At 68.0% G+C, this 14,401-nt stretch carries 12 protein-coding genes; 7 read left to right on the top strand and 5 right to left on the bottom strand.

Going from position 1 to position 14,401, the window contains the following annotated elements; genetic code table 11:
* The first annotated feature begins 145 nt into the window (after positions 1–145).
* The 3 genes from FKO37_RS15985 to FKO37_RS15975 all read left to right on the top strand — a co-directional run bounded on the left by FKO37_RS15985 (position 146) and on the right by FKO37_RS15975 (position 3,651).
* Positions 146–805, top strand: a complete 660-nt coding sequence (locus FKO37_RS15985) for a response regulator transcription factor (RefSeq protein ID WP_238604864.1) — start codon at positions 146–148, stop codon at positions 803–805.
* A gap of 74 nt (positions 806–879) precedes the next feature.
* The gene (locus FKO37_RS15980; protein ID WP_238604863.1) at positions 880–1,281 is read left to right on the top strand and encodes a RidA family protein; all 402 of its coding nucleotides are present in this window, start codon (positions 880–882) and stop codon (positions 1,279–1,281) included.
* 60 nt (positions 1,282–1,341) lie between these two features.
* Entirely contained in the window at positions 1,342–3,651 is a 2,310-nt protein-coding gene (locus FKO37_RS15975) for a LuxR C-terminal-related transcriptional regulator (protein WP_238604862.1), read from the top strand.
* Positions 3,652–3,710: 59 nt separating this feature from the next.
* On the opposite strand, the gene FKO37_RS15970 is transcribed toward FKO37_RS15975, so the two are convergent.
* Together FKO37_RS15970 and FKO37_RS15965 are read right to left on the bottom strand one after the other, a co-directional pair.
* A complete protein-coding gene (locus FKO37_RS15970; protein ID WP_238604861.1) occupies positions 3,711–4,955 on the bottom strand; it encodes a cytochrome P450 in 1,245 nt (414 codons plus the stop codon).
* A gap of 118 nt (positions 4,956–5,073) precedes the next feature.
* Positions 5,074–6,507 (bottom strand): FAD-binding oxidoreductase, encoded by a 1,434-nt coding sequence (locus FKO37_RS15965; protein WP_238604860.1) that lies wholly within the window; start codon positions 6,505–6,507, stop codon positions 5,074–5,076.
* A 172-nt stretch (positions 6,508–6,679) separates the two neighbouring features.
* Between FKO37_RS15965 and FKO37_RS15960 the strand changes: the two genes are divergently transcribed.
* Both FKO37_RS15960 and FKO37_RS15955 read left to right on the top strand, forming a co-directional pair.
* Complete coding sequence (locus tag FKO37_RS15960; RefSeq protein ID WP_238604859.1) at positions 6,680–7,924, top strand: cytochrome P450; 1,245 nt, start codon at positions 6,680–6,682, stop codon at positions 7,922–7,924.
* Positions 7,925–7,935: 11 nt separating this feature from the next.
* Complete coding sequence (locus tag FKO37_RS15955) at positions 7,936–8,163, top strand: hypothetical protein (RefSeq protein WP_238604858.1); 228 nt, start codon at positions 7,936–7,938, stop codon at positions 8,161–8,163.
* Between the two features lie 67 nt (positions 8,164–8,230).
* On the opposite strand, the gene FKO37_RS15950 is transcribed toward FKO37_RS15955, so the two are convergent.
* Complete coding sequence (locus FKO37_RS15950) at positions 8,231–9,637, bottom strand: FAD-binding oxidoreductase (RefSeq protein WP_238604857.1); 1,407 nt, start codon at positions 9,635–9,637, stop codon at positions 8,231–8,233.
* Between the two features lie 32 nt (positions 9,638–9,669).
* Complete coding sequence (locus FKO37_RS15945) at positions 9,670–11,139, bottom strand: APC family permease (RefSeq protein ID WP_238604856.1); 1,470 nt, start codon at positions 11,137–11,139, stop codon at positions 9,670–9,672.
* A gap of 166 nt (positions 11,140–11,305) precedes the next feature.
* Here FKO37_RS15945 and FKO37_RS15940 point away from each other — a divergent pair, with 166 nt between their 5' ends.
* Complete coding sequence (locus tag FKO37_RS15940; protein ID WP_238604855.1) at positions 11,306–11,659, top strand: cupin domain-containing protein; 354 nt, start codon at positions 11,306–11,308, stop codon at positions 11,657–11,659.
* A gap of 79 nt (positions 11,660–11,738) precedes the next feature.
* Here the strand turns inward: FKO37_RS15940 and FKO37_RS15935 are convergent, their stop codons facing one another.
* On the bottom strand, positions 11,739–13,313 hold the full coding sequence (locus tag FKO37_RS15935; RefSeq protein WP_238604854.1) for an AMP-binding protein: 1,575 nt from the start codon (positions 13,311–13,313) through the stop codon (positions 11,739–11,741).
* A 67-nt stretch (positions 13,314–13,380) separates the two neighbouring features.
* Between FKO37_RS15935 and FKO37_RS15930 the strand changes: the two genes are divergently transcribed.
* Positions 13,381–14,385 (top strand): NAD(P)-binding domain-containing protein, encoded by a 1,005-nt coding sequence (locus FKO37_RS15930; protein ID WP_308196531.1) that lies wholly within the window; start codon positions 13,381–13,383, stop codon positions 14,383–14,385.
* Positions 14,386–14,401: the final 16 nt, after the last annotated feature.

The following is a 14,401-nucleotide window of genomic DNA, read 5'->3' as shown; positions in this document are numbered from 1 at the left end:
CGATCGGGCGATCGTACGTCCGCTTCTCCGGTCCCAGCCAGACCGCGGATCCCCCATACAGGCACCTCTGCGGGTAGTTTCCCGCGTGCCCCCGGCGAAGCCCGCAGCGAGTCTGTACCCGGTTTCGAACTGCGGAGGTGTTGTCATGGCCTTGGTCACTGCCGATCGGGTCGGCGCGGACAGCGCGTTGGCGCCCGAAGAGCGCTGTCAGGTCCAGCAGGTGCTGGTGGTGGACGAGAACGAGCTGATGCTGGCCGGGCTGCGCGCGGTGCTGTCGGCCGAACCGTGGGTGGAATCCTGTCTCACGGCGGGGTCGGCGGACGCGGCCTGGCAGGTGGCCAGGCGGCAGAACCCGCAGGTGGTGCTGGTCAGCACGTCGCTCGGCGGCAACTCCGCGATGGAGCTGTGCCGCACGTTCAAAGAGCGGATGCCGCACCTCCGGATCGTCCTGCTGTCCGGTCAGGGCCGGATGTCCGCGGCCTCGGCCCAGCTGCATGGCGCCGCCGCGGCGCTCCCGAAGCACATGCCGGCCGCCGGAATCGTGGCGACCGTCCGCCGCGTCGCCGACGGTGCCCAGGTGTTCGCCAAGGACACGACCTCGGCCCTGCCGGAACAGCTGTCGCAGCGAGAACTGTCCGTCCTGCAGCACCTCGCGATGGGGCTGAGCAACCTCGAGGTCGCGGAGGCGCTGTGCCTGTCCCGATGGACGGTCAAACAACACACCAGTGCCGTTTACCGCAAATTGGGCGTGCGCAATCGCGCCGGGGCGGCCAGCCGGGCACAGCACCTGGGCCTGCTGCCCTGACCGCCGATCCCCCGGACGGGCGCCGCTCCGCTCAGGAACCGCACTTCCCCCCGACGAAAGGCCAAGGTGCGCGCATGCCGCACGAGAAGATCAATCCCGACACCCTCGTCCGCCCGCACGGGTTCGCCCAGGTCGTCGTCGCCAGCGGCAGCCGGACCGTGATCACCTCGGGCCAGGTGGGCATCGACGCCGACGGCAAGCTGGCCGGCAGCGACTACCGGTCCCAGGCGCGGCGCGCCGCCGAGAACGTCTACGCGGCCGTCGCCGCCGGCGGCGGCACGCCCGCCGACATCGTGCGGCTGATGATCTACGTGGTCGACCCGACCGAGTCCCGCCTCAACGACCTTTACCAAGGCCTCGCCGAAGCGGCACGGGAAGCAGGCGCGGGCCGGACCGCGATGACCCTGATCGGCGTCACCGGACTGTCGGAACCCGAATGGCTGCTCGAGATCGACGCGACCGCGATCCTCGAGTAGCCCCGCCGCGCGCCGGGGACGTCACGGTATTCGTGCAGCGTTGCACAGAGGAGGACGGGCGTGACTCCGCAGCCCGCGAAACCGGAGCCGGCCTTGCCCGCCGAAGTCTCGAGCTTCGTCGGCAGGCGCGAAGAACTGGCTGTGATCCGGGAGTTGTTCTCGTCCGCGCGGCTGGTGACCCTCACCGGCATCGGCGGAGTGGGCAAGACCCGGCTGGCGCTTCGGGCCGCCGGAGAGATGCGGCGGGCGTTCCCCGGCGGGGTCTGCCTGGTCGAACTGGCCTCGCTCACCGAACCCGATCTGCTCCCCCAAGCCGTGCTCGACGCGCTGGGAGTCCGGGAACGGCCCAAAGCGGACGCCGTGGTCGCGCTCGAACGGTGCGTGCGCGACCGCCGGATGCTGCTGGTGCTGGACAATTGCGAGCACCTCGTCGACGCCGCGGCCGTTCTCGCCGGCCGTCTCCTGCGGTCGGCGGCAGACCTGAAGATCCTCGCGACCAGCCGGCACGCTCTGCGCGTCGCCGGCGAACACCTCTGCCCCGTGACGCCGCTGCGCGTGCCCGATCCGGAACATCCGCCGGAAACCGGCGCCGTGCTGGACTACCCGGCGATCGCGCTCTTCCAGGACCGCGTGACCGCGATCGTCCCGGAATTCGCGATCACCGAGGACAACCAAGCCGCGGTGGTCCGGCTGTGCCAGCAGCTCGAAGGCATTCCGCTGGCGATCGAACTCGCCGCCGCGCGGCTGCGGGTGCTGACCCTGCCGGAACTGGCCGACCGGCTCGCCGACCGCTTCCTGCTTCTCCGGCAGAGCGCCCGCGGCGTCCCGGAGCGGCACCAGACGCTCAGCGCGCTGATCGGCTGGAGTCACGACCTCTGCACGCCTGCCGAACAGCTTCTGTGGAGGCGTGCGTCGGTTTTCGCGGGCGGGTTCGCGATCGACGCGCTCGAGGCGGTGTGCAGCGACGACGCGCTGCCGCCGCCTGCCCTTCTCGACACCGTGGCGGGGCTGGTCGACAAGTCCGTCCTCGTCCGGGAGGAGCATCGCGCGCAGGTGCGCTTCCGGATGCTGGAAACGATCCGCGAGTACGGACAGGCCAGGCTTGCCGAGTCCGGGGAACGGCCGGCACTGGCCCGCCGGCATCGGGACTGGTTCGCGCGCCTGGTGGACACCGCGACTCGCGAGTGGGCGGGCCCGCGCCAGGTCGACTGGGCCGTGCGCCTGCGTCTCGAACACGCCGACATCCGGCTGGCCCTCGAATACTCGATGGCGCGCCCCGGAGAGGTGGCGACCGGCCTCCGGATCGCGGCCCAGCCGTGGTTCTGGTCGGCGACGGAACATCTCGACGAGGCTCGGCTGTGGCTGGACCGGGGCCTCGCCCAGCTTTCCGAACCATCCCGCGAGCACGCGTGGGCCCTGGCGAACCGCGCCTATATCGCGGCCTTCCGCGGAGACGACGCCGCGCTGCACGAAATGCCGGAGCGGGCACGGGCGATGGCGCTCGAACTCCGCGACCTGCCCGCCCTCACGCTCGCCAACCACGTGATCGGATTCCGGCGCTCCCTCGGGCACGGCGACATCCGGTCCGCGATCCCGCTGTTCGCCGAAGCGATCCGGCAATACGCCGAAACCGGCCTTGCCGCACAGTACCGCGACGCCGTCGTGGTCGAGCTGGCGACGACGCACGCGCTGCTGCACGAATTCGACCGTGCCAAGGAACTCGCCGACGACCTGTTCGCGCGCTGCCGGGCCGAGGGCGAGCGCTGGAATCTTTCCTACGCGATGTGGCTGCGCGCGCTGATTTCCTTGCTCAAGAAGGAGAACCCGCATCGGGTCGCGGAGCAGCTGCTGGAAGTGCTGCGCATCAAACGGGTCTTCCGGGACACGCTTGGACTGGCTTTGACGCTCGAAGTGCTCGCCTGGGCCACGGCGGCCAAGGGAGAAGCAGAACGCGCCGGAGTGCTCCTCGGCGGCACGGATCAGATTTGGCGGACGATCGGCTCCCGTCACCTGCGGGGCAAACGCGCGCACTACGAGGCACTGGCCCGCGCGAGCGTCGGCGACAGCTGCTATGAGGCTGCCTTCAGCCGAGGAAGCGAACTCGGCGTCGACGAACTGCTGCGTTACGCATTGCCGGAGCCCGCGGCCAGCGAGACCCCGGTCCCCGCGGCGAACCCACTCACCCGGCGGGAACGCCAAGTCGCCGTGCTGGTCGCGGAAGGCATGTCCAACAAGCAGATCGCCGACAAACTGGTGATCGCGCCGCGCACCGCCGAAGGACACGTGGAGAAGATCCTCGCCAAGCTGGGCTTCACGACCCGCACGCAGATCGCGAGCTGGTTCGCCCGGCACTCAGACGGCGACCGCTGACTGCTTCGCCTGGCCCGCACCCACCGGCACGGGCCAGGCGAAGCAACCGGCTCCGGCGGTCAGGCGAGCCGGACCGGCATCGCCGTGTACTGATTGAGCGTCAACGACGACGCCATCGGGGTTTCGCCGACGAGCCGGATGCCCGGATAGCGCTTCACGGTGCCCTCGATCATCAGCCGCAGTTCGAGCCGGGCCAGAGCCGCGCCGAGGCAGAAGTGTCTGCCACCGCCGCCGAACGCCTGATGCTCGGGATTGCGGCGCACGTCGAACACGTCCGGATTCTCGTACCTGCTCTCGTCCCGGTTGCCCGACGAGTACCACATCGCGATCTTTTCGTTCTCCCGCACGACCTGTCCGCTCAGCTCGACGTCGCGCGTCGCCGTGCGGCAGAAACTCGTGAACGGCGGGAACATCCGCAGCGCTTCTTCCACCGCACCGGGGATCAGCGACGGGTCGTCGACCAGCAGCCGCAACTGGTCCGGGTTCTCCATCAGCGCCTTCATCGCGCTGACGTAGGTGGACTTCGTGCTGTCGTTGCCCGCGGACAGCACCAAGAGGATGGTCATCGCGATCTCTTCGTCGGTCAACGGCGCGCCCTCGACCTCGCCGTTGACCATCACGCTGATCAGGTCCTCGTCCCCCGCCCCTTGGGCGGCGTCCGCGCGACGGCGCGGCTCGATCAGCTTCGTCGCTTCCCGGACCAGGAACGGAACGAACTCGTCGACGTACTCGCTGAGCCCGCCGGGGTTGTACCCCGGGTCTTCGCGAGCCATGTAGCGATTCATGTAGGCGGCCCACTTGGCGTCCTCTTCCTCCGGGATCCCGCACATCCCGTGGATGACCCGCGACACGATCGGCTGCGCGACGTCCTCGACCAGATCGATCGTCTCGCGCCCCGCCACGCGGCGGAAGACCGTGTCGACGATCCCGCGGATCCACGGCTCGTCGGCGGCGATCCGCGACGGCGTGAACCGCTCCAGGAACAGGGTCTTGAACCGGTCGTGCCGCGGCGGGTCCATCGCGATGAACGTCTTGTTGTCCAACGCGGTGATCACCTCGTTGTCGAGGTTGTCGATACCGGTGCGCTGCGAGGAGTAGGTCTTCCAGTCCCGGCTGACCGCCTCGATGTCGCCTGCCTTGGTCACCGACCAGAAGCCCGGCATGTCCGGCGGCCCCGGCGGACCGGACCAGTGCACCGGGCACTGCGCCCGCATCCTGGCGAAGAGTTCGACCGGCGGCCCCTCCCGCCAGAACTCGGGGTCGCCGACGTTGACCTTGTCGGCAGGTCGTTCGCTCGTGGCCATCAGGCCCTCCAGAAATCGATCGCGTGCCGCTCCGCGCGGCCCGAGGTTCCTGCTGCATTCGTACCGGCCCGCGATCGCCGCGCACGCGATCAGCGGGAATCCGCGCCCGTTCAGGGGATCAGCCCGCAGGCGGGATGTTGTGGTTGAGGTGGAACAGGTTCTCTGGGTCGTACTTCGCCTTGAGCGCGCGGAGCCGGTTCCAGTTCTCCTCGCCGTAGGAACGCCGGTCGCGCTCCGGGTCGACCGGATTCGCCATGTTGCCGTACACCGAGTCGACAACGCGTCCGGTTTCGCGCAGTTCCGAGAGCACCTGTGTCGACCATCCTTCTGCCCGGGCGTCGTCCTCCGGCTCCTGCCAGTAGACCCCGGTCACGATCGACGTGGTGCCGGCCCGCCCGGTCGTGACGGCGCTCGGCACGGTTTCCGGGCGTCCGCGTCCGTACGGAACGACGATGAGTTCGCCTTCCAAACCGGTTGCCGCCAACGCTTCCGCGCCCCGCTCGAGAGCGGAGATGGCGGGTTCGTCGAGCCGCCCGAGTTCGACTGTGTCGTACCACTGGCGGCCGGCGACAATGTAAGCGTCCATCGAGCAGATGAAGTCGTACAGTCCCATGGACGCGACTTGGTCGACAGCGGGCGGGTGTTTCTCGCGAAGCGGCTTGAGGTCGTCGGCTGCCTGGTCCGCGTCGCCGATGTGCACGACGGTCAGGAGCAAGGCCGGTCGGCCGTGCATTTCTTCGGGATAGTCCGGATCATGCGGTACGACCGTGTAGCTGCCGAAGACCGTCAAATCCTCAGACACCTGAGCCGCGTAGGCGTCCAACCCGCTCAGAACAGCTGGCGCGTGCTCCGCGGAATACAGCAGCTGGCCCGCGACGATTTCCGGCGGAACCGGCGTGAGCCGCTGTTTCACCCAGGTGACGATGCCGAAATTCGCCGCTGCGCCGCGCAGCGCCCAGAACAGCTCTGGGTCGCTCTCGTTCGTCACGCGCGACACCTGGCCGTCCGCGGTGACCAATTCCAGTTCGAGAATCGTGTCGACGCCGAAGCCCAGCTTCGACGTGAGCATCCCGAAACCGCCGTGCAGATTGACCCCGCCGACCGCGGTGCCGCGCATCCAGCCGATCACCCCGGCGAGACCGTGCACCTGCGCCTCCGCCTGGAGGTCGCCGCCGTTGGCCCCGCCCTGCAGCCAGGCAGTCCGCGCGTCGGGATCTACGTGCACCCCTCGCATCAGCGAAAGATCGATCACGGCGCCGCCGTCGGTCCGCGAGAACCCGCTGCCGTGCTTCCCGCCCGAACTCACCGCGATCTCCAGGCCCGCCGACCGCGCGTACCGGACCGCAGCGACCACATCGGCGGTGCCGACCGGACGGATGATGACCGCGGGGTGCTTGTCGTACACCTTGTTGAAGTGTGCGCGGTGCGCGTCGTAGCCCGGATCTCCTGGCAGAATTATTTCGCCGTTGAATCCCGTTCGCAGCGTCTCGACGGATTCCGCCGGTTCCGCGGCCTGAGTCATCACGATGCCCGCCTCTTCTCGTCTCGGCATTCGCCTGTACTTGCCGATCTGAACGCAATTGGCCAGTAACCGATTAGACCAGGCCCGGCCGGGCGCCCGGATCCCCCGAAAAGGCGTGCCGCGGCCTTCTTCCCTCATTCGGAGAGCGGACCCGGGTGATATTGGGCACCGCCATACGCACCAAGCGAAGGAGCCGCCGTTCATGAGCACCGACTCAGCCGGAGCGCCCGTTGCCGGCACTGGAATCCGCCGCATCGAGGACCTCCCGGTCTTCACCGAGATCGAGTCGCCCGATTTCGGGGCCGACCTGGACTGGATCGCCGACGACCTGTGCCGGCGCGACTACCAGGGACTGCTGCGGCACGACAGCCTCGGCGTGGTCGTCTACCGGAACGCCGACCTCGTCGCGATCGGCACGCACGAGGATGTCAGCCATCAAGACGTGCTGAACGATGTCGAAGGACTTCAGGCGCGCTTCATGCAGGCCAGCACCTTCGGCATGCAGCCGCCCGAGCACCGGCCAGCGAAATCCCTGATCAGCAGGCAGCTCACGCCCAAAAGCGTGCGCCGGTTCCAAGACGCCGCGAACCAGGCGGTGCGCGGCGCCCTGGAATCGGTCACCGGACGCAAGGAGATCGACTTCGTCCCGGAGTTCGTCCATCCGGTGCTGGCCGGGTTCTGGCAGGCGGTGCTCGGCTTGACCCCGGCCGAAACCGACGAGATCTTCACCATCCTGCCCGATTTCTTCCTCCCGTTCAGCCTCGTCGCGACCGAGGAAGACCTCACGGCGGCAACGCGCGCCGCCGACCGGTTCGTCGATCTGATCACCGCGGCGCTGGAACGCGAAATGAGCACCGGCAGGCACGAGCTGCTCGCCGACCTCGCCGGCGACCACGCGAACATGGGCGAACTCGGCCGCCCGGCGAACGTGTGCACCCACTTCGGGGTGGCGCTGCCGGACGCGTTCAACACCGCGGGGGCGGCGGCCGCGAACAACGTGCTCAGCCTGCTTTCGAACCCCGATAGCCACGCTCTGGTCAAGCGCAACCCGGTGCTGATCGAAAGCGCCTGGTACGAGGGCACTCGGCTGCATTCTCCCGTGCTGGGGACCACGCGCGCGGCGCTTCGCGATTTCGACTACCACGGGCTCCGCATCCCCGCGGGCACCGCGCTCACGATGCTGTGGGCGTTCGGCAATCGCGACCCGGAGACCTATGACCAGCCCAACGAATACCGGCTGGAACGCGACCAGCGAGCGCTGCAAACCACTTTCGGCACCGGGTTCTACACCTGCCCGGGCCGCCACACGGCGAAGCTGATCAGCGAGACGATCCTGTCCGCGCTCTGCGACGGGTCTCTCGACATCGTCGTCGACGACGTCGTGTGGGGCAAAGCGTCGTTCGTCCACGAACCGACGCGGATGACCGTGTCGATCCGAGAGTCGTGAGGCGCTCCGCCATGTCTGAGGAAGTCAGTTTCGAGCGCGACATCAAGCCGCTGTTTCGCGAGCAGGATGTCCGCGTCATGCGCTACGCATTCGATCTCTCGTCCTACGCCGACGTCTGCCCGCGCGCGGAACTGATCTACGAACGCATCGAGGACGGCACGATGCCCTGTGACGTCCTTTGGCCGGAGGAAGATCTCGCGTTGCTTCGCGCCTGGATCGACAACGGCAAACAACCGTGACAGCTGAAACAAGAATGCCTCCGGTCGTCCGTGCGACCGGAGGCATTCTGTTTTTCGGCGCGTTGGATCAGGCCGGCGGGATGTTGTGATTGCGACGGAACACGTTCTGCGGGTCGTACCGCTTCTTCACCGCCCGCAACCTCGCCCACGCTTCCTCGCCGTGCGCCTTGCGGCGGCGCTGCACATCGGGAACCTGCTGGACGTTGCCGTACACGACCCCGGTGGTGGCCCCGGTCCCGCGCACGGCCTCGATGGTCTCGTCCGACCAGGAAGAATGGGCTTCATCAGCCGATTCGTCTTCCCAGAACGCCGCCGTGCCGACACTCCAGCCGCCGAGGCGGCCGCGCGGGAAGCAGCCGGGGGATTCGGGTTCGTCCGCCAGAACTCCGCGGAAGGGGTACAGGATCAGGTAGCCGCTGAGGCCGCACTCGGCGAGCAACCTGGCCCGCGCCACCACCGTGTCGATGACCTCGTCGGTGAGCTCGGCGACCTGTTCTTCGTCGAACCACTGCCGGATCGCTGGGTAGTCGGCGTCCATCTCCAGCATGTAGTCGAGGAGTTCGCGCTCCGCCAGCGTGTTGACCGCCGGGGGAAACGCGTCGAGCAGCGGCTGGATCTCCTTGCGAGCCTGGTCGAGGCCGCCGACGTGGACGAACGTGACCGACAGGACCAGCTTTCCGTGCAGGTGCTCGGGCACCCACTCCTCCGGCGGCGCAGCCAGGAAGTCGAGCATCAGCTGGAAGTCCGGTGATCCTTCGACGTTGAAGTCGCGAAGGAAGCGCAGGATGTCCTCGGACTGGTCGCCGTCATACATCAGCCCGCCCGCGAACATCGGGCCGATCGGGGCGAGCTTCACCTTGATCCAGGTGACCACCCCGAAGTTGGCGGCCTCGCCGCGCAGCGCCCAGAACAGGTCGGGATGCTCGTCGGGCGCCGCGCGAAGCACGGCGCCGTCAGCGGTCACCACCTCCGCCTCGAGGATGGTGTCGACGCTCCAGCCGAGCTTGATCGACATCCAGCCGATCCCGCCGTGCAGGACGAGACCGCCGACCCCGGTCGACGTCGCCGCGCCCACGACCGCACCCAATCCGTGCACGAGCGTCGACGCTTCGACGTCGGCACCGTTCGCCCCGGTCTGCACCCAGGCGGTCCGCTCCTTCGGATCCACTTTGACCGACCGCATCGGCGCGAGGTCGATCACCACGCCGCCGTCCACCGAAGAAAACCCGGCCATGTGCCGTCCCTGCGACTTGACCGCGATCTCCAGGCCCTGCGACGTCGCGTACCGCACGGCCGCCACGACGTCGGCGGTTCCCGCGCAGCGCGCGACCAGTGCCGGCCGCTTGTCGAGATAGGCGTTGAACAGTTTGCGTTGCTCGTCGTACGAAGCGTCGTCCGGCTCGATCAGCTCGCCGCGGAAACGTGCCCGGAGAGCGCCCAACGCGGATTCGGCCGGTTTGTCGGCTGGTTTCAACCTGGTATCCCTTGCTTTTGTTCGTTGCCAGTTCAGTGAATGTCTTCAGAGGCGCCGATACGCGTCCAGACCTCGGGCTTGCGAGACCGCAACCAGCGCGCATACGCCATGCCCGCCAAGGCGACCGCGCAGATCGCCGCGATGCACCAGCGGCCGACCGTTCCGTCGCCGCCCATGAGCAGGTCGGTGTTCTTCGTCGCGAGGAACAGCACGACAGCGAAGCCGACCACCGCGATCGCCGGGGCGATCACCGTCTTGAAGACCGAGGATTCGAGGTTCTTGTTCTTGCGGAAGAACAAGATGATCGACAAGGCAGTCCACGCCATCAGCGCGATCAAGCCCCACAGCCCGAGCCCTTGCAGCGCGACATACCAGGTGATCTCGTTGACGCGCAGAATCGCGAGGACCAGGTCGAGCGCGATGACGAGGCCGGCGAGCACCGCCGCCGCCCGGGTGGGAGCGCGCCGCCGCGGGTGCACCTGCGCGAGCGGCGACAGCAGCACACCGTCCCGTGCCAGCGTGAAGGTGTAGCGGGCGCCGATGTTCTGGATCGCCAGGATGGCGGCGAACAAACTGGTGACGACCAGGACGTTCGCGGCGTCCCGGGCGACCGTGCCGACGTACTGCTGGAGGCTGCCGAAGAAGCTCTCGGCCGGCGACGCGGACGCGTCCAGAGTGCCTTTCAGGCCGAAACCGGTCAGGTACGCCCAGGAGTTGAGGGCGTAGAAACCGGCCAGGATGATGATCACCAGATACGTCGCGCGGGGAACGGTGCGGTCGGGGTTGCGGGTCTCGGACCGGAACACCTGGACGGATTCGAAGCCGGTCATGCAGGCGATGGCGAACAGCAGCGCGAGTCCCCACGAGCCGTTCCCGGTCCCGGCCGCGAGGTCCAGCCCGCGGCCCTGCGGACCGCCGTTGACGAACACTCGCAGGTCCCACACGAGAACGATGGCGACCTCGACGACGAGCAGCACCCCGAGCACCCTGGTCGAGACGTCGACGTTGAACAGGCTCAGTGCCGACACCACCGCCCACGCGAGGATGGTCCACCCCCACCACGGCAGGCTGGGGCCGTGCAGCAGGTCCGTCGAGACCGTGTTCATCACGATCCCCATGAAGACGTAGGTGCCCGACGCGAGGATGACGTACGTCGCGAGCGCCGCGAACCCGGCGCCGAGTCCCGCGGTCCGTCCCATCGCGTGGGTGATGTAGCTGTAGAACGCGCCGGGCTGCGACATGTGCCGGGCCATCGCCACCAGGCCGGCGGCGAAGAACAGCATCAGGACCATGGTTCCCAAGTAGACGAACGGGGTGGCGGGTCCGAGGCCGATGGCGATCACGACCGGCATCAGCCCGGCCATCACTCCGATCGGCGCGTTGAACGCCAGCACCGTCAGCAGAAGTCCTCCCGTGCCGAGCTTTCCTTTCAGCTGCGGGGCGCGGACGGACTCGCCGGAGGCTGGGGAAACGACCGGCTTCGTCGGCGGCGTGCTTTCCATGTGATTCTCCAGTCTGGGTTCGGGTCGCGGAGACGGTAATCACCTCGCCGGACGATCGGTCCGCCGCCGCCGATTGGGCGCCCTTACGGGGGAGGGCAGGCCCGGGCAAATGCGAAAACATGGGACTTCACCGGAAATCCCGTCCTGTGCCCGAAAGGAACGAACCATGACCGATTCCGCCGCGCGCAAGCTCGAGTTCGACCCTGCCCATCACGACGCCATCGGGCCGATCCGCATCGACCGGCGCACAATCGGCTCCGGGCTGGTCGATCTCGCCACCGGATTCGCCGAGTTCGTCGAGGAGACGCCGACGGACGAATGGGTTCAGCCCTACGAAGAAGCGTTGTACATCCTCGACGGCGAGCTGACGATCCGCGCGAACGGCGACACGGTCGTCGGCACGTCCGGCGACGTCATCACCGTCGAGAAGGGTGCGAATGTGTCCGCGTCAGCGACAGTCGGGACCCGGGTGTACTTCGCCGTCGTCCCGGCGAACTGGCGCGAAACCGTGGGCAGGTGACCCACCAAAGCCGAATCCGGCTCATCCCTTGGGGATGAGCCGGATTCTGTCTGTCCACAGTGGTCAGCCGGACGCTGCCTCAGCGTCGCCCGAGTGCCACGTTCGCGTCCCAGGCCGCAGCGGTGATCCCGCGTTCCCGCACCTTGCGCTTCTCGATCCGCTCCGACGGCGTCTTGGGCAGGCTCTCCACGAACTCGACGTAGCGCGGCACGGCGAACCGCGGGAGGTCCTTGCTCAGGAACTCGACGAGATCCTGGGGTTCGAGGCCGGTCGCCGGGCCCCGGACCACGAGCACCGCGACGTCCTCCTCCCCGACCTCGGAAGGCACTCCGATCGCCGCGGCCTCCAGCACGTCGGGATGCGCGGCGGTTGCCTGCTCCACCTCCCACGCCGAGACATTCTCGCCGCGCCGCCGGATCGAATCCTTCTTCCGGCCGATGTACTCGATCCAGCCCTCTTCGTCCTGCCGTACGAGATCCCCGGTGTGGAACCAGAGATTGCGCCACGCCTCGACCGTCTCTTCGGGTTTGTGCCAGTAGCCCTGCATCATCGAGAAGTGGTCGCGCGGCCGGTAGACGAGTTCGCCGGCTTCCCCCGGGCCGACCTGCGCGTCGTGCTCGTCCACCACCCGCACTTCGATCTCCGCTACGGGCTTCCCGATGCTGCCGGGCCGGGTCTCGTCCGGCGGGACGGCGGTGATCAAAAGGCATTCGGTCATGCCGTAGGCCTCGACGATCTTGATCCCGAACCGCTTCTCGAAGTCCGTGAGGATCTCTCGCGGTGTGGACGAGCACACGGCGATCCGGGCGAGCAGGTCGGCGTCGTCCGGCCGCGGGTCCTGTTTGTACAGCAGCCAGAGCATCGTGCCGATCGTGCCGAAGATCGTCGCACCGTGCTCGCGCACTTCGTTCCAGAAGTCCCGGACGCTGAAGCGCGTGCCGAGCGCGACCACGCCGCCGAAACACAGGCACGCCGACACATACGAACGCGCGTCGATGTGGAACAGCGGCTGCACCAGGTAATAGACGTCGTCAGGACGGAAACCGAAGAGGTTGTCGCCGTGGTCCGCCTGGGCCGGGTAATAGCGTTGCGGCAGCATCACGCCCTTGGACGGGCCGGTCGTTCCGGACGTGTACATGACCGTGGCGATCTCCTGCGGGCCGGGCGGCGGCAGCTCTCCGCCCGCCGACCTGCCGAGGTCGAGAAGCTCGTCGAAGGAGACCTGACGGGAGCGCCCGCTGAACGCGCACGGACCGGATTCCCCGATCGGCACGACGATCTCGGGGTCGTAGCCGCTCGCGTCCGCCACCTCCGCGAGAAAGCCCGGCGCACCGATCAGCACCTGCGGCGCCGCGTCGGTGACGAGGTAGTCCAGCAACCGCCCGCGGACCTCCGTGTTGAAGGGCACGTCGATCGCGCGCGCGGCGTTCGCGCCCAACCATGCCCAGACCGCTTCCGGGCAGTTGCCGGCCAGGATCCCGACCCGGTCCCCAGGTTGGACGCCCAGCGCCCGCAGACCGCGCGCCACCGCCTCGACCCGTTCCAGCGCCTCGCGGTAGGTGAACACCAGGCCCGAGACCCGCAGGAACTCCGTGTCGGGCGTTTCGGCCGCGGATCGCCGCAACGCTGCGAAGAGACTGTCGGGATTAGCCATCGGACCACAACTCCAGTTCGGGCAGAGCAAACGGGACTGGCCCACGACTTTGCCCGCCCCTTGCCCCATGATCGGGCGAACGCGACCGTTGTGTGCCCGTCCGGGGGAACGCGGCCGGCCAGAGCTTTCCGCCCCCCCGTTCGGGCATTCCCTGGACGCAGATCTCCGAACTCCCTCGCCGATGCCAGACGATCAGGCAATGAGCATTGGCGATCAGGTTCCCGGACATGACGTGTGTGTCGTTGGTTGCGGCCTCATGGGCGCAGCGCTGGTTCGGACGCTCGCGAGCGACGGGCTGCGCGTGGCTGCGTGGAACCGCACCTTCGCGCGCGCGGAAGCACTGGCCGGAGCGAACGTCACCCCGACCCGCGATGTCGCGGCCGGGATCGCCGCCTCCGGGCTCGTCCTGGCCTGCACCGCCAACTACGGAAACCTCTACGACACGCTCGACGAGGTACGCACCTGGAACGGACAACTGCTCGTCAATCTCACCAGCGGCACCCCGCACGATTCGGAAACCTTCGCCGCCTGGGCCGCGCAGCGAGAGATCGACTACCTCGACGGCTCGGTGATCTCCTATCCGCGAGCGGTCGGAACTCCCGATGCCTATTTCGCGTACTCCGGCAGCAGGCAAGCCTGGGAACGCGGCGAGCCCGTGCTCAAACGCCTTGGCACGACCCGGTTCATGCCCGGCCCTCCCGGGTTGAACTCAGCGCTGCTGCAGGGCATGGCCGCATTCTACACCTCGGCGCTCAGCTCCTTCGTCGAGTCGACGAAGTACCTGCTTTCCACCGGGGTACCTGAGGCGGCAGTGGCCGAGGCGACCGCTTCCCTGGTACGGGACTTGAAGGGCGCAGCCGCGGAGGCAGCGCAAGCGGTCCAGACCGGCGAACACACCACCGACCAAGCCACCCTCGACATCTTCGCGGAAGGTGTCGACCACGCGCTCGCGGATTTCGCTGCCAACGGCATGAGCCCTCGCATCCTCACTGCTACCCGGCAATCCCTTGCCGCAGCACAGGAAGCAGGGCTTGGCGGTCTGGGCATCTCCGCGCAGGCGAAGACCTTGTGATGCCGGGCTCCCCCGT

The organism is Amycolatopsis sp. Poz14 (genome assembly GCF_006704225.1).
Taxonomy (GTDB): Bacteria; Actinomycetota; Actinomycetes; order Mycobacteriales; family Pseudonocardiaceae; genus Amycolatopsis; species Amycolatopsis nivea.
This window is presented reverse-complemented; position numbering and strand designations above follow the sequence as displayed.